Consider the following 14,665-nt stretch of genomic DNA (forward strand, 5'->3'; position numbering starts at 1 on the left):
CAGTGACTGACACTCCGCCTTCGCGGGCAAGCCCGCTCCCACAGGGGATTTGTGTCAGGCGCTGATTCTGTGGGCAATACAGGGCCCATGTGGGAGCTGGCTTGCCTGCGAAAGCGGGAGTGCAGTCACAGATGCAGTAACTGACACACCGCCCGCAGGCAAACCAATCAGAAGTAATACGGGAATTTCAGGCTGAACGTAAAGTCCGGCGCATCATCGGTCATCCCAATCGCCAGGTTCGGCACGATGGTCAGGTTATCCGAGGCGGCAATCGTCATGCCCACGTTGAAATAGCCGGCGTTGGCATCGCTGGACACCACTGATTGCCAGTCGCCGCCATCGGGCTTGAGCTTGCTCTTGCGCTGCACCAGGTCGGAAACCGAGAACGACATGCTCATCTTCTCGTTCAAGGCAAAGGCGACGCCGACCCCGAATTGGAAGCTGTCGCCCAGGCGTACCTTGCCTCCTACCTTCTGATTGACTTCGCTGCTGATGTCATCGAAAGAATCTTCAAAGTTGTGGGTGTACGACAACGAACCGAACAGCACGGCCGGGTCGAACGTCTTGACCAGGGAGATGCCCGGTGTGACCGACCAGACCCCGTTACCCGTGGGCAGGCTTTCGGGCACGTAGAGGTTATCGTTGTTAGGTTGCTTGACCAGTTTGATGCCGAAGGGCTCTTTGCCCGTCGGGGCCTTGACGCGCACCGATACCACCGCATCGGGCAAGGTCGGGGTTTCGTCGAGGAACTTGTAGGCCACGCCAAAGTTGACATCGCCGATGGTCGGGTCACGAGTCACGGAACCTTCGGAGGTGGCCGTGGCGTCGTTGCCGGCGCCGCCCGACTGGTAGGTGGACTCGCGGTACACCACCGGTACGTTCAGGTCGAACTGCCAGCGGTTGTCGACGTTGTAGCGCCCGGTGAGGTCCAGGGTCCAGCTGTCGGACTTGATCCGGTCCAGGTTGATGTTGCCCAGGAAAATCGAGTCCAGCGCCAGGAAACCATTGAGCGTCAACTGGCGCGCGTCATAACGTGCATAGGTGATGCCGGTTTCCACGCTGAACTTGCCATTGCCGAAAAAGCCGCTGGCCTCGTTGTACAGGTTGCTCACACTTTGCGCAGGGGCCGAGTCGTCCTTGAGGGCCTGGCCGTAGGAGCTGCCACCCCCGCCAGCGCCACCGGATGCCGCGGCTGCGCCCGTACCGCTAGCCGCGACAGTGTTAGCGCCGTTCTTGAAGTCGGCCGGTGATTTGGCCAGGCGCCTGGGGGCGGGCGTTGCCGGTTGGTCCTCGACCTGGCGCACACGTTGCTCCAGCACGGCCAAGGCTTTTTGCTGCACGTCGTAGCGTTGCTTGAGTTCCAGCAGTTCCTTCTTCAGGGTTTCGATGTCAGCGTCTGGCGCGGCATACAGCACGGATGCGGGCAAGAGCGTACTCAAACAAACCACCGCACGTAGCGATAACGATCGATGCATGAAATAAGCCGTCCTTTTCTAATGCGTAAGTGTCGAGGGTCAGCGTAGTTCAATAACCGAGCGTGCGTAGGCCTTTGAGTTGATCCAGGTTGCAGTTCAACGCGGCGTTGTTCAGCCCGTTATTGTTCATCACCACGTTGATCTGGGTGATGTTTCTGACAAGGTTGCTATCGCCGGTCAATACCGTGCCCTGCAGCACGTTCCCCGCGCCGATCTGTTGCAGGCTGTTGCCCTGGTTGTGATTGGCCTGGATGGCCATCTGCACGCCGCCACTGTTGGCCGATACGCTGACACGGCCCGCGGCGCTGTCCCCGGTCACTGTACCGCCCGCCACAAGCACCTGGCCGGACTGCAGGTTATTGGCGGGGCTAACCCCATTTTCGACGTTGATGCCCACATTGTTGTAGGCGGCGTTGCCATCGCCGGCGGTGCGTACACTTTGGGTCACGCCCTGGCCGCTGCCGAGGCCGGCACCACCGACCACATTGCCGGTGCCCGTGTTGGGGCGCGTGCCGGTACCGGTCGAGCCGGTGGTTTGCACGTAGAACTGTGGGGTAATGGTGGTCTTGTCGATCTGCATGTTGGCCGTGCCGGTGATGTTGCTACCTTCGGCATTGGTCCAGGTGCTGCTCATGACAATGCCAAAGCTGATGATGCGTCCCGGCATCACATAACGGCCGCGCAGCTCGGCCATTTCGGCGTCCTTGAGTTCGATGGGCTTGAACCCCGAGGACGCATAAGCAGGCATTGAGGCGGCCAGACACAAGACCGTCAGCCAACGGGAAGTGTTCATCTGCTGCTCCTGGGGCGTCCTGCCCCTTATTGCGCTTCTAGAAGAAGTCGCTCTGGATAAAACCGAAATCCATCAGCTCGGCATCGCCCACAGGCCTGAACTCATTCATCTGGCTCTTGGCGGTCAGCGGCAGGGGCGGGTCGAGCAAGACGTTGGCCTTGTCGTAACCCTCGCCCAGTACGGCGAAGACAATGCCATTCCAGCCTTTGACGAAATCGTCATGGGAATAGCGCTTGTGGCCCAATACGGGGTCGCCGATGTACACCCAGTCCTTGTCGGCCCGTTGCAACACCACGAAGTGCTTGTAGCCGCGGATTTCCAGCAGCACCACCACGGGGATTTTCACGGTCAGCAGGGTCTCGGGCGCGATCTTGTAGCCCCGGGCACGCATGCCGATGCTTTCGAGGTAGCGCTTCATGTCCAGCATGGAAAAACCCTGGGTTCGTACCAGGTCCTGGTCGGCGGTGACCAGCATGCCTTTGATGATGTGTGCTTCGTCGACGTCCAGCCAATAGGCCTGGCGCAGGATGGTGGCGAGTGCCGCGGCACCGCAGCTGAAATCGGTTTTCTGTTCCACCAGGTTGGCGAACCGGCGCTCGCGAATACTCTCGACCTTCTTGAAAATCACCGCCCCGCCGGGCATGGCGGAAATCGCCATGGTGCCTGCCCAGGTCGTGCCGGTGAGCAACATCAAGAGGGTAAGGGTCGCGATACGCATGATCGAATGACCTGTTGGACACTGGAATAAAAAAGGGCCTTGTCGCCAAGGCCCCGTTGGATCAGAAGCGCACGCCGCTGGCGCAGACGCTGCAACCTTGGCCGATCGACAGGCTGTTGCTGCCTTGGTTGCCCGCACCCGATTGCAGGTTGACACCTACGTTGCCGGAGTTGCGGTTAACCGAGTTGTCGAGGCTTGCGTTGTTGGACACGTACTGAGGCTTGCCATAACCATGGCTGCTGGCGGCCGTGTTCAGGTAGCTGTTGTTGAGCGAGTTCTGCTCGGTGTTGGACGCTGCTGCGATGTTCTTGCCGTCAGCGGTGGTGATGGCCAGGTTGTTTTTACCCTGGTTACCCTGGCCGGCCTGGCCGTTGTAACCCACGTTGCCGGAGTTGCCGGTGATGGAACCGTCCAGGGAGGCGTTGTTTTGCGTGCCTTTGTTGACGAAGTTGTTATGCGAGCTGCCTTGGTCGACATCGATCACGGCAAACACGGTGGCGAAGTCGCCTTTGGCACTGGAAATGGCGCCGGCGTTGTCAGCCTGGTTGCCGGAACCTGATTGTGCGTTGACCCCGACATTACCGCTGTTGCTATTTACCGAGTTGTCGGCTGATGCGTTGTTCTCGGTGTTGGTGTCGTCGAATTTGTTGTGTTCGCTTTTCTGTACGTCAGTGACCACAGCGGCCACAGTACCGGTGGGTTGTGGGGTTGGATGCCAGCCACCCGCTTGAGCAGCAGCAGCCATGAGTGCGGCGAGAGCGAAAACCATTGGTTTCAGAGCCATTTGAGGTTTCATGGTGTTTCTCCTTGCTTCTAATTAGTTGGTTAAGTGTTGGTACGGTCTAACGAACGTCTACCAAGCGGTTACTTGATAGTGATGCCCAGGGTGTTAGCCACTCGGTTCCCCACCCCGGCACTCTGGTTCACCTGTGTCACTCCTCGGCTGCCGGTGAAGGCCTGGTCGCTGGTCACGACCTGGCGGCTGCCAGTGGTGCGGGTGAGCCCTGAGTCGGTTGCCAGCGTCGTCGTGTTCTGTTGCAACAGGACGCTGTCATCGATGCTCTGCGGGCCAGGGTTGAGGCTGATCCGCACAGCGTTGATGGATTGGTTATGAGCCCCGGCAGACTGGTTGATGCCCAGTACGCCGTTGCCACTGCTGAATGAGTTGCCCTGGATCGCGGCCTTGGCGTTCAGGGACGGGTCGACCTTGCCGTCGACGCGCTGGATGTCGACGTTGGTGGCCTGGCCACCGAGCGCGATGGCGCGGCTGTTGGACATTTGTTGCCCCGTGCCGGCGGCCTGGTTGATCGACAGCACGCCGTCGTATTGCTGGCCGCTGTGGTTGATCACGGCGGTGTTGTCGGCCATGGCCGAGGCGCTGCCCAGCAGGGCAAGCACCAACAGGGCGCGCTTCATCACTTGCCCCCCATCATGCTGCCGAGGTTGTTGAGCGGCGCCATGCCACGCTGGATCGAGTCGCTGATCTGCCCGCCCATGCTGCTGCCGCTGCCCGCACCATGGCCTGCCGCTGCGCCAGCGCCAAGTGTCGACATGCTGTTTTGGGTGGCGCCCAGGCCCGACAGGCTGCCGTTGGGCTGCAGGGAGCGGGCGAGGCTGGAGCCACTGCTGATGCCGCCGATATCCCTGTCGCTGAGTTCGCCGGTCAAAGCGTTGTTGATCTCTTTGCTGGGGTTGGCATTTGCGGTGTTGGGGTAGGGATCGGGCAGCGAGGTGCGCCCGTACATGTGGCCCTGCACCGTACGCCCGGTCACGATCACACCGTCACCCGCCTGGCTCGTCAGGCTGACACCTGCACTGAGCACGCAACTGATCAGCAGTACGTTTATCGACGAGGTGTGTGTGAGTGTGTTCACGGCGGCAGTCCTTATTCTTAACGCTGACCCTAAACAGCGTTGTCAGGGAAAGAGCAGAAGGCGTGCCGCTTTTTATTAGATGTGGTTATTCAAGGGGTTGGGAGAAAGTCGAGGCAAAGTGATGGCAACCCTGTTTCAGGGGTGAAACAGTCTCAAAGGCGTGAGATAGGCCCATGCTCATCTCACGCTGTCTCAGTCATGTAACACTGCCTGTGACAGAACCATGAATCCGCATACGGCGGGCGATGCAGGTGAGGGAGGTGTTTCAAAAATGGACACCTGCGGCCCAAACGTCCCGCTTCGTGCGAGCGGGCTCAGCCCTTGGGGGCTTTACGGGGAATGGAGTTGAGCACGGGGTTGCCGTCCTGGTTTTGGGTCAGGTACACCGGCAACACCTTGGGCAGGGAGGGCACGAGGTTGTTGACCTCATTGATGTTGTAGATACCGCCGACGCGAATCGCGCCGGTACTGGCGTCTGCGAGCATCACCGGCTTTTTCAGGTAGCGGTTGATCAGGGGCAAGGCGTCCGTGAGGGTCAGGTTGTCGAGCACCAGCTTGCCCTGGCGCCATGCCAGCGCGGTGTCATCGGGATTGATAGCGGCGACCTGCGGGGTCGCGTCACCCTGATGGAAACTGGCTTGCATGCCTGGGCTAAGCGGCACACTGGCATGCTCGCCGTCGCTGGAGAGCTGCACCGAGCCCTCCAGTAACATCACCCGCACCTGATTTTCATATTCCCAGACATTGAATTGCGTGCCGGTCACTCGCACCTGGCCTTCGCCGGCCCGCACGATAAACGGGTGGTGGCTGTCGTGCGTGACGTTGAAGAACGCTTCGCCCTTTTTCAGGGTGACACGGCGCTGGTCCTTGTAATGGCTGTAGACCAACTCGGTGCCCAGGTTCAACTCCACTTGGCTGCCATCGCCCAGGGTGACTTTTTTCAAGCCATTGGCTGCTTCGAACCGTTCATAGGAGCTGGGCAACCAGCCCGCTTCCCAGCCGGTGAAGGCGGCAAGCGGCAATGCCGCCAGGCACACCGCTGCGGCCACCGCGTAGGTGCGCAAGCGGCTGGCTGGCTTCTTGATTGGGACCACCACCGCCTCAGGCTTGTCGCGGGGCAGGTGGTCGGCCACGTCCCAGATCTCGAGCATGGCTGCATATTCGAAGGCGTGCAGCGGATGGGCATCGTGCCACTGGGTAAAAGCCTGACGTTCGCCCGCCGTGCAATCTGCAGCATGCAGGCGCATGCACCAATGCGCGGCGGCGTCGGTGATGGCGTCATATTCGGTTTCTGAAAGGGGCTTTTCGCTCATTAACTCATCCTGATTTCCCACATTCTAACCTCCCAAGGTGGACGGCGAGAACTGCATCATGGCGATTGCACATCAATTGGAACTTATTCTTGTTTGTGTGCGCCTAAAAATTCAGGAATTAACCTGTCGTCCACTATGGAGTACGAAAATGTTGAAGAAAACCTTGATCGCCCTGTGTGCTACTTCCGCGCTGTTGAGCGCTGGCGCCGCCATGGCCGACAAGCCGGGTGCAGGCTGGATCACCATTGAGAAAGCCATCGAGGTGGCGAAAACCAAGGCCGGCTACATTGAGGTCTACGCCGCTGAAGCGGATGACAATGGCTATTGGGAAGTCAAAGGTCGCAAGTCCGATGGCATCGTGTATGAGGCGCGCATCGATGGCGCTTCCGGTAACGTGCTGCGTGACCAGAAAGACTGATGCACTCGCCGGGGGCCGTTCAGGCGCCCGGCTCCACCTGGCGGCCAAGATGGGTGATCAGGTACGTCACCGAGTCGGCGTTGGCCAGAATGGTGTCAATCCGTTTATCAGGGACTGACATGAAAATGATCCTCGCGTCCTGCAAGGTCTTGGCGCCGGTGGCCTTGAAAATTTTCTTTTCAATTGCAGAACCTGGTTTGAAGTCTTCCCACAGTTCGGTGAGGGTGTCTTGAGTCTTGAACAGCATCGTTGCAGGCGTCATCGTCGATAACGCGGTGCTGCGCAGATCCTCCAGGGTGGTTTTAAGCACTTCGGCGCCGGGCCTTTCGATATTGATCAAGTCTGGGAAGGGTCGCATGCTGTCCAGGTAGGCAATGTCCACGGTGTCGAGCTTCAAGTGCGATAATTCGTGAATCAGCGTGCTGGCCCTGGCGTGCGTCGATATGTTGAACGCTACATTCTCCAGCAGACGGTTCTGGTAGACGTCCAGATTGGGGTCGAAGAATCGGCTCAGAAGATACAGCTTGCGTTCTGTGTCAGCGGGAATTATGAATGCATAATCCGACGCCGGATCCTGTCGGCTGGTGCCCGCGACAAAACGCATGGAGTTCGGACCGGTCAAGCTGGGGTCGGTGAGTTCATCGATGATCTCGTCGATTATTTTTGTGACTCTCAAGACCTGGTCCGGGGTCAGTGTGACGACACCAAACATTTCCCCTAAAAATCGCCCAACCCGGCTGTCAGGGTCGCGTTGTACAGCAAATTGCGCAACGTTGCGGCGGCAGTTCAGCGCGTAATAAGTCGCAAAGTTCAACGCTTCGGTGATGGCCTGGGCTTTCCAATAGGTCAACGCGCCAATATCGCGGATACCGACCGCTTCAATGTTGATGTCCCGTACCTCATTGCGCCACGTCTTGAGGTACGACTGGGCCCTGCCGAAGCGCGGCTCCTGGCCGTCCAGCTTCAGTACCCATATGCCCTGCGCATTACGGCCGATGTACGGCCCCACCTGCTCGTCGTTGGCGAGGCGCCAATGTTGTGCGGCGTTCTTGACGCTATACACCTTGCCGGCCAGCGGCACGTAGTATTTCGCGTTTTTCTGGTCTTCATACACCTGGCTGAGCGTGCTCTTTTTCAGGTCTTGCAACGCCACGTCCTGTGCCTCGAACGGTTGCAGCCGGGTGCGCGAAGGGCAGGTGACATGCCAGGTGGCGAGGGTGGTGGCTGCGGGCAGTGACTCATCTGTCAGCTCGGCCAGCGAGCGCTCCTTTTCAGTGGGTGGGGCAAGGGCGGTGCCGTCCACCGCACTGCGCAGGGCGGCCATTTGCGCCACGCCCCTGACGAAATCCTTGAATGCAGCCTGCCACTGGTGTAGCTGCAAGGCTTCGGCCGAGCGCTTGAACAAGGTGTAGCTACGCCATACCACCAGCGGGTAGGCGAGTTTGCCGGCCATGAACTGCACCGCCGTCGGGATTTGCGTGCCGAACAAGCGGGTCGCATGATCCCACAAGGTCTTGGTGCCTTCTTCGAATTGGCTGCCCAGTACCTTGAGCAACATCAATGTGTTCTCGCTGAACAGGTAATGCAGCACATTGCCCGTCACTGCCGAAGCGGCCAGGCGGATATCGGACGGGCTATGCTGGTTGTTTTTCAGCAAATGGCGGTAAGTGGCCTGGTGCGGATCTTCCATGTGCATAAGCACCCAGTCCTGCAGGATGCCGGGCCTTTGTATCTCATCCAGCAAGGCCGTTTCATCCGCGTATTCCTTGAACACATGCTGTTCGCTGTACGGCGCGTAGAGCACCCATGGACCCTCGCCAGGAAACTGCGGGCCGATCAGGTACACACCCAGCACCTTGGCGGTACTGGCGCCTTCGGTGGCGATCAGTTCCAGCGGTCGAATCATCGCCGTGGTCCCGCTGAGTGACGCTCGGGCCACGGTGTCCGGCATATCGAAAATCTGCTGGACCAGGCTCAAGGCTCGGGTGGAAAGTCGCTCCTGCAAACGTTGCTCGTCGGCGTGTTGCAGCGCTTGCCACGGCAACTGACGGCAAAACAGACGCCTGCGTTGGCGTGCATCATCGGTTTGCGCCTCAAGGTGGCTTCGCACCTGTTGCTGATAAGCGCTTTTGAGATCCAGCTGTCGCACCATTTGTATCACGGCACTTGCGTCCAGGGCTTGCGGTAATGGCTTTGCCGTGCGTGAACGTGGGCGGATGTGTTGAACTGTCAGATTTGGCCAGTGCCGCAACGCAAAGTCGGTCAGGTTGTCGACATTCACATCGAGCACTGCATCGGTGGGGAGCAGGATGTGATCGGGGTTGAGCGCCTGGCCGGGAAAGCGCGCCTCAAGCAGCGTCATCAGCGTGGTGAAGGCATAAGCACGCAGGGGTTGGATGTCATGCAGGTAGTCATGTTCCTCGTCGGCGTTGTTGCAGTACTGCTCCAGAAGCTCAGCCTGGTGGATTTGGTCCTGGGCCGGCGCCATACCCAGCCACACCGGCAGTGCCTGCTGGTTGACCATGGCATCGGCCAGTGTGATTGCCCTGCCAAGGTTGGTGGGCGGAGGCTGTTCGATGACGGCGTCCAACCGATCCTGCAAGGCACGGGCGCGCAGGCCCATGGATTGCAGGTGATCCACGCCTTCCATGACCGCGTCGTTGTAGCTGTTTACTCGGTCATTCAACAGGTCCTGATCAATACGTTGCAGCGGGCCCTGGCGAAATGCCTGATGGGGCTCGCGCAAGCTGAACGGCAGATTTTCCAGCAGGCTCAAGCTGTTGATCGGGTGCGCCAGGCGCTGGGTGATTTCATCGCGCAGGGCGTTGATCGAGGCAAAGACTTCGTAGCCCAGGCGCGGGGTCCAGAGCAGCGCCTGGCCCGAGCGCTGCGGGTCGATACCGCCGCGCTCAGTAATCACGAACGTATTGGCCAGCGGTTGTGGCGTATCGACGGCGTTCAAGTCCAGCGTCAACCCATAGGCATCCGGCAAAAATCCGTTAAGGCCATGGCGTGTCAAGCGCGACAGACTGTCGGGCTGAAGTAGCGTGTCGAGAATGGCCTGGCTTGTGGGCGCCAGGGTTTTATCCAGCGACCTCAGCTCGGCTTCGCTGCGTAACCCCACCAGCATCGAGTGGGCGTGTTTGGCGTGAGTCTTGACCAGAAACTCGTGGGGTTGCTGGCGCATGGCGTGCTTGGAAAACAGCAGCAGGACGCGCTCGATGACGGTGTTGAACGTCTTGAGCGTCATGCTTGGCAATTGCACGAAGACATTGCCTTCGCCCCGCGTATAGAACTTCGTCCTGGACGAGAAGGGCACCGCAGGCGCCTCTTGGGCCAGACGTTCAATGAAGTGCTCAAGCATGCTCAATGACTGCACTGTCGCACGCTCTTCACGCTCCTGGGCACGCGTGGCGTAGGTATTGATAAACACCTCTTCGGCTTTGACTGACTGTTGCTGCAGTTGCAGTTCAGCGTTGAGCGTGTCAGCGACGATGCTACGTAAGGTCGGGTGGTGCGCGCGCTCCATCGCCAGCGCACGCTCAATCGCCCGCAGGTTCTGAAGCTGCAGCCGGGCGCGCTCGGCCTTGACGGTCGTAGGGCGGCCATTACCACGGGTGACCGGATGCAAGGTCCAGCGCCCGTCGGTCTCTAGTGTGGCCAGTTGATTGTCCAGCAAGGCACGTACGTCCAGGGCACTGTCCAGCAGGGCTGTGAGGTCCACTTGGCCATCGCTGCGCCGGTAGATTTCCAGGGCGTGGTTAAGGTTGTCCGTTTGCTTGCGCGCAATGTCTTGTACCAAGGTCACGAACACATTGCCGGGTATCGGCCTTGCCGCGATGGTGATCGGGTCCAGGCCGAGCAGCGTGTCGCGCTCATCCAATGAGAGGAAGTTGAGCCATTCGTCCTCGTAGCCTTCGGCCTTGAGCATGCTCAGTAACCGGTCTTTGAGGTCGTCGAGGTTTTCCAGCACCTGTAACCCGCGCGATTGGGTGTAGAGGTACGCGTGGTGCTCGGTGATCATCAAGGTGCTCGCTGGTTCAACGAAATGTTGATGAGGGGCATAAAGGCGCACCTTTTCCACGCTGAGGTTTTCGGCATGGGCGCTGCGGGCGCTTTGGTCGCTGAGGAACAGGGCCTGAAGTGCGTGGCTTTCCTCGGCGGTAATAATCTCGCCCTGGCGCTTGAGCAACACATCGAGGCGAAACTTCTGCGCCACGCCTTGAGCAAAAAAATCCACGCGCGAGGTGCCGCTGTCGATATCTTCATTCCAGTAGGTCTGCAACAGGCTTTCCAACAGCTTCGAGAAAGTACTGGAGCTTTGTTCGATCAAGGCCTCCCAACGCCGGTGATCTTCTTCCCGTTCGGAGGCAGTGAAACCAGTGGTGTCATGTTTTGGGTTCGAGTATTCGCGTATCTGCCCTTTGGGCCACCTGTGACGCACATAAAATTGCAGCAGCGCTTCGCTCAAGGTCTGCGAGTTGACCCAGCGTGGCGTTGCTTGCTCAGCTTCGCGGGTTAAGACATTGACCCGTGTGTCCCGTTGATCCAGGTGTTTGAAATGGGGGCGGGCCATGACGCTCAGCAGCGTGTCGAGCATGTCAGGCAAGGTCGGGGTTTTTTGCAGGTGGTCGAGCATGGCCTTGACGTTATCCAGCTGGCAGGCCTGGAGCATGCGTGCTTGCTCCGGCATGACTTCACCTTCGATGAGCTGAGTGGTCAACACCATGGGCGTGTCAGCGCCCAGCGCATTGCGTTGGTCCATCGACAGGTAGCTCAGCAAAGGGGCGCTCTGCAGTGGGTCTTCCAATTGCTCGATCAATTCACTCAGCAGGGCAGCGTGGCTGTCATAGACCTGTATGCCGTTATCCGGCATGTAGAGCAATGCCTTGGCGGCGTCGGGTGTCGGGCTGATCGCGAACGCGCCGGCAAGGGGAATGGGGGGCTTGCCGGAAATGTTGATCAGGACCTTTTCAACGCGCATGGGGTGATCATGCCGGCTTGTGTCCTGCCGAGACTCGTCGGTAGCCAGGTAAAGGTTGTACAGCCAATCAAGGTCTTTGGCGGTGAGCCCCAGCGTACGTTCACGAGCGGTGGGCGAGGCTTTGCCTTGGGGTTTGAGAAACTCAGGGAAGAAATACGGGGGCGTTAAGCGAACCACAGCCTGTCTCCGGCGTGCCAGGAAAAGCACAGGGTAGGCAGGCGTCCGTGGTGCAAGGCGGTAAATATTCAGCGCTGCGCACGTTGACAACGCAGAGTGTGCGTGGTGTTTAATCGAGGGTCTGGATGTCCCATTCGTTGCCCCTTCCAATCATAAAAACGGAGCTTCAAATGTCTGCGCAGTCCCCGACAGTTGCCACCGCTTGTGCCTCGATCCGCTTCGCTGAACTGGAGGAGTTACTTCATCAGGTGTTCGTTCGGCACGGCACATCGGCGCAGGTTGCTGCGATTCTTGCGCACAACTGCGCAAGTGCCGAGCGTGACGGTGCCCACAGTCACGGTATTTTTCGCATCCCCGGTTACCTTTCGACGCTGGCCAGTGGATGGGTCAACGGCACCGCCGTCCCCAGCGTGACCGATGTGGCCTCAGGCTTTGTGCGCGTCGATGCGGGCAATGGTTTTGCCCAGCCGGCCCTGGCGGCGGCGCGCCCGTTGCTGGTGGAGAAGGCACACAGCGCCGGCATCGCGTTGCTGGCAATCCATAACTCCCATCACTTTGCTGCCCTGTGGCCGGACGTCGAGCCGTTTGCCGAGGAGGGGCTGGTGGCACTCAGCGTGGTCAACAGCATGACCTGCGTGGTGCCCCACGGCGCGGATCGTCCGTTGTTCGGCACCAACCCCATCGCGTTTGCGGCGCCCCGGGCCGACGGTGCGCCGATTGTGTTTGACCTGGCCACCAGCGCCATCGCCCATGGCGATGTGCAAATCGCCGCGCGCAAAGGCGAGCGGTTGCCACCGGGCATGGGCGTCGATAGCCTCGGGCAGCCGACCCAGGACCCTAAAGCCATTCTGGAAGGCGGCGCACTGTTGCCATTTGGCGGGCACAAGGGTTCGGCACTGTCGATGATGGTGGAGTTGCTGGCGGCAGCGTTGACGGGCGGCAACTTCTCTTTTGAATTCGATTGGACGGACCACCCAGGCGCGCGCACGCCGTGGACAGGCCAGCTTCTGATCGTGATCGACCCGAGTAAAACCGCTGGGCAAAGCTTCGCCCAACGCAGCCAGGAGCTGGTGCGGCAGATGCATGCGGCGGGGTTGCGTCGATTGCCGGGGGACCGACGCCATCGTACGCGGGCGAAGTCGCAGGAAACCGGGATCGAACTGGACGCGCAGGCGTTGCGCGAGTTGAGGGCGTTGGCGGCGGGGTGAAACAGGCTGCGCGGGGGGGCGCAGCCTGAATGGATCAGTTACGGCGACCCAGCAACAGGCCGACCACCAGGCCAAAGCCTGCGGAAATGGCCACGGTCTGCCATGGGTGCCCGCCGATGTAAGTCTCGGTGGCATCCACGACCGGCTTGCTGCGTTCACGCACATTGGACACCGATTCCAGGGCTTGCTTGAGTTTGATGGCAACCTGCTCGCGCAGGGTTTCACCTTCCTCGCCCACCAGGGATGCGCTGCTTTTGAGCAGTTTGTCCGACTCTTCGATCAACGCGCTCAGTTCGCTGAACGCTTGGTCCTTGATTTGATCTTCGACAGCTTGGGCGGCGGTTTTGCGGGCCATTGAGTGACTCCTTGCAGGTGGATGTGGCAGTGAACAATGGAGTATCGGGGGGTGGCAAAAGTTGCAGTTTTTTTCCCCACGCGCTCATCCGAGGCAAAATCCGGATCGGGAACTTTGGGCCTACAGTGTAAGATGTCACCTATTTGTGCAGCAGGTAATTCAACATGAGCTTCAATCTCGCCAACAAGACCCTCGCCGAACGCGCCGAGCTGGAAGATGAAAAGTCGCGCCTCTACGACCTGTGGCAAACCAACCTGGGCAAGGCCAAGGGCGAAGCCGCGCGCTTGTTCGGTGAGCGCGCCAAGCGCAAGGGCAAGTGGGCCGAATGGGTGCGTGCCGAACTCGACGGCATGTCGCCGCCGGAGTTTTCCAACATGGTGCGCAGTGAAGTCAACAAGCTGATGGCGGCGGCGAAGTAAAGCACGCCACAATCGCTTCGCGCACCTTGAGCAACAGCGGGTCCAACTGAGCCTGGGTGCGCCAGCCCAACTCCACCGGGTAATGCGGTAGCGCCAGCGGGCAGGGCAGCACGCGCAGGCCGGTCATTTGCGCAATGGCGTGGGCTGCATGCCCGGGAATGGTTGCCACGGCGGTGCTGCCTTGGAGCAGATACGGCAGCGCGGCAAAGTGGCTGGTGGACGCGCACACGTGGCGGCGCAGCCCGTGGGCGGCCAAACCTTCATCGGTAATGCCGATAAACCCGCCTGACGACACCAATACATGTTCCCGTGTGACAAACCCCTGCAGGTCGATAGCCTCCTGGCCCGGCGCCAGGCTATGGGGGTCTACCAGGCAACGATAGTCACCTTCCCCCAGCACCTGTCGGCTCAGCCTGCGCTCGGTAAAACCGCCGGCGGTAATGGCCAGGTCCAGCGTGCGGTCGAGCAGGGCGGCGGCGACGATCTGGCTGTAGGTCTGGCGAAAGATCACCCGTAGTTTGGGCAGGCGCAGTGCGATGGCCTCCATCAGGCTTCGGCCATAAGCAATCTCGAAGTCATCCGACAGCCCCAGCACCACCGAGCGGCCCTCGTAGTGCGAGTTTTGCGGGCTGATCATCGCCAGGCTCTGGCGGCAGCGATCCAATGCCTCACTGATCACCGGTTTCAACTGATTGGCTCGCAATGTGGGCGCCAGGCCGCGTCCGGTGCGCACGAACAAAGGGTCGCCGTACAGCTCACGCAAGCGCCGTAGGCCCGCGCTGATCGCCGACTGCGTCACACCCAGTCGCAGCGCCGCACGGCTGGCACTGGACTCGTCGTGCAGGGCTTCGAAGGTTTTGAGCAGGTTGAGGTCAACCTGGGCGATATTCATTTGGCTCATATCATTTAGCACTGAGGTGGGCTTTATTCA

The 14,665-nt window shown here is 59.9% G+C and carries 13 protein-coding genes; 3 read left to right on the top strand and 10 right to left on the bottom strand.

What is annotated here, in order from left to right; all coding sequences use genetic code 11:
* Positions 1-167: 167 nt before the first annotated feature.
* From BT199_RS05220 to BT199_RS05250, 7 genes are all read right to left on the bottom strand, one after another.
* Positions 168-1,475, bottom strand: coding sequence for a coiled-coil domain-containing protein (locus tag BT199_RS05220; RefSeq protein ID WP_014718742.1), 1,308 nt, complete (start codon positions 1,473-1,475; stop codon positions 168-170).
* 49 nt (positions 1,476-1,524) lie between these two features.
* A complete protein-coding gene (locus BT199_RS05225) occupies positions 1,525-2,268 on the bottom strand; it encodes a hypothetical protein (protein WP_032901657.1) in 744 nt (247 codons plus the stop codon).
* Between the two features lie 37 nt (positions 2,269-2,305).
* Entirely contained in the window at positions 2,306-2,986 is a 681-nt protein-coding gene (locus tag BT199_RS05230) for a C39 family peptidase (RefSeq protein ID WP_019817800.1), read from the bottom strand.
* Between the two features lie 61 nt (positions 2,987-3,047).
* A complete protein-coding gene (locus BT199_RS05235) occupies positions 3,048-3,782 on the bottom strand; it encodes a hypothetical protein (protein ID WP_003190893.1) in 735 nt (244 codons plus the stop codon).
* 68 nt (positions 3,783-3,850) lie between these two features.
* The gene (locus BT199_RS05240; RefSeq protein WP_072434061.1) at positions 3,851-4,402 is read right to left on the bottom strand and encodes an adhesin; all 552 of its coding nucleotides are present in this window, start codon (positions 4,400-4,402) and stop codon (positions 3,851-3,853) included.
* A complete protein-coding gene (locus tag BT199_RS05245) occupies positions 4,402-4,860 on the bottom strand; it encodes a hypothetical protein (RefSeq protein WP_014718738.1) in 459 nt (152 codons plus the stop codon). The genes BT199_RS05240 and BT199_RS05245 overlap by 1 nt, the downstream gene beginning before the upstream one ends.
* Positions 4,861-5,174: 314 nt before the next feature.
* On the bottom strand, positions 5,175-6,173 hold the full coding sequence (locus BT199_RS05250) for a FecR family protein (RefSeq protein WP_072434062.1): 999 nt from the start codon (positions 6,171-6,173) through the stop codon (positions 5,175-5,177).
* A 148-nt stretch (positions 6,174-6,321) separates the two neighbouring features.
* Between BT199_RS05250 and BT199_RS05255 the strand changes: the two genes are divergently transcribed.
* Positions 6,322-6,591, top strand: coding sequence for a PepSY domain-containing protein (locus BT199_RS05255; protein WP_014718736.1), 270 nt, complete (start codon positions 6,322-6,324; stop codon positions 6,589-6,591).
* A 19-nt stretch (positions 6,592-6,610) separates the two neighbouring features.
* Here the strand turns inward: BT199_RS05255 and BT199_RS05260 are convergent, their stop codons facing one another.
* Positions 6,611-11,752: a dermonecrotic toxin domain-containing protein gene (locus BT199_RS05260; RefSeq protein ID WP_139271600.1), complete on the bottom strand. Its 5,142-nt coding sequence runs from the start codon at positions 11,750-11,752 to the stop codon at positions 6,611-6,613.
* Between the two features lie 170 nt (positions 11,753-11,922).
* On the opposite strand from BT199_RS05260, the gene BT199_RS05265 reads away from it, so the two are divergent.
* Positions 11,923-12,960 (top strand): Ldh family oxidoreductase, encoded by a 1,038-nt coding sequence (locus tag BT199_RS05265; RefSeq protein WP_072434064.1) that lies wholly within the window; start codon positions 11,923-11,925, stop codon positions 12,958-12,960.
* A gap of 34 nt (positions 12,961-12,994) precedes the next feature.
* Here the strand turns inward: BT199_RS05265 and BT199_RS05270 are convergent, their stop codons facing one another.
* Entirely contained in the window at positions 12,995-13,315 is a 321-nt protein-coding gene (locus BT199_RS05270) for an ElaB/YgaM/YqjD family protein (protein WP_019817806.1), read from the bottom strand.
* 164 nt (positions 13,316-13,479) lie between these two features.
* On the opposite strand from BT199_RS05270, the gene BT199_RS05275 reads away from it, so the two are divergent.
* Positions 13,480-13,734 carry a hypothetical protein gene (locus BT199_RS05275; protein WP_003190904.1) on the top strand — a complete coding sequence of 85 codons (255 nt, stop codon included), beginning with the start codon at positions 13,480-13,482 and terminating at the stop codon, positions 13,732-13,734.
* On the opposite strand, the gene BT199_RS05280 is transcribed toward BT199_RS05275, so the two are convergent.
* Entirely contained in the window at positions 13,706-14,626 is a 921-nt protein-coding gene (locus BT199_RS05280; RefSeq protein ID WP_020301094.1) for a LysR family transcriptional regulator, read from the bottom strand. The genes BT199_RS05275 and BT199_RS05280 overlap by 29 nt on opposite strands.
* Positions 14,627-14,665 lie beyond the last annotated feature (39 nt).

Origin of the sequence: Pseudomonas sp. NFR02 (genome assembly GCF_900119375.1) — a bacterium.
GTDB classification, from domain to species: domain Bacteria; phylum Pseudomonadota; class Gammaproteobacteria; order Pseudomonadales; family Pseudomonadaceae; genus Aquipseudomonas; species Aquipseudomonas paracarnis.

What these genes read in the sequence shown, in the direction of transcription:
- BT199_RS05220 (WP_014718742.1), bottom strand. Translation starts at nt 1,475, where the DNA reads ATGCATCGATCGTTATCGCTACGTGCGGTGGTTTGTTTGAGTACGCTC.
- BT199_RS05225 (WP_032901657.1), bottom strand. Translation starts at nt 2,268, where the DNA reads ATGAACACTTCCCGTTGGCTGACGGTCTTGTGTCTGGCCGCCTCAATG.
- BT199_RS05230 (WP_019817800.1), bottom strand. Translation starts at nt 2,986, where the DNA reads ATGCGTATCGCGACCCTTACCCTCTTGATGTTGCTCACCGGCACGACC.
- BT199_RS05235 (WP_003190893.1), bottom strand. Translation starts at nt 3,782, where the DNA reads ATGAAACCTCAAATGGCTCTGAAACCAATGGTTTTCGCTCTCGCCGCA.
- BT199_RS05240 (WP_072434061.1), bottom strand. Translation starts at nt 4,402, where the DNA reads ATGAAGCGCGCCCTGTTGGTGCTTGCCCTGCTGGGCAGCGCCTCGGCC.
- BT199_RS05250 (WP_072434062.1), bottom strand. Translation starts at nt 6,173, where the DNA reads ATGAGCGAAAAGCCCCTTTCAGAAACCGAATATGACGCCATCACCGAC.
- BT199_RS05255 (WP_014718736.1), top strand. Translation starts at nt 6,322, where the DNA reads ATGTTGAAGAAAACCTTGATCGCCCTGTGTGCTACTTCCGCGCTGTTG.
- BT199_RS05265 (WP_072434064.1), top strand. Translation starts at nt 11,923, where the DNA reads ATGTCTGCGCAGTCCCCGACAGTTGCCACCGCTTGTGCCTCGATCCGC.
- BT199_RS05270 (WP_019817806.1), bottom strand. Translation starts at nt 13,315, where the DNA reads ATGGCCCGCAAAACCGCCGCCCAAGCTGTCGAAGATCAAATCAAGGAC.
- BT199_RS05275 (WP_003190904.1), top strand. Translation starts at nt 13,480, where the DNA reads ATGAGCTTCAATCTCGCCAACAAGACCCTCGCCGAACGCGCCGAGCTG.
- BT199_RS05280 (WP_020301094.1), bottom strand. Translation starts at nt 14,626, where the DNA reads ATGAATATCGCCCAGGTTGACCTCAACCTGCTCAAAACCTTCGAAGCC.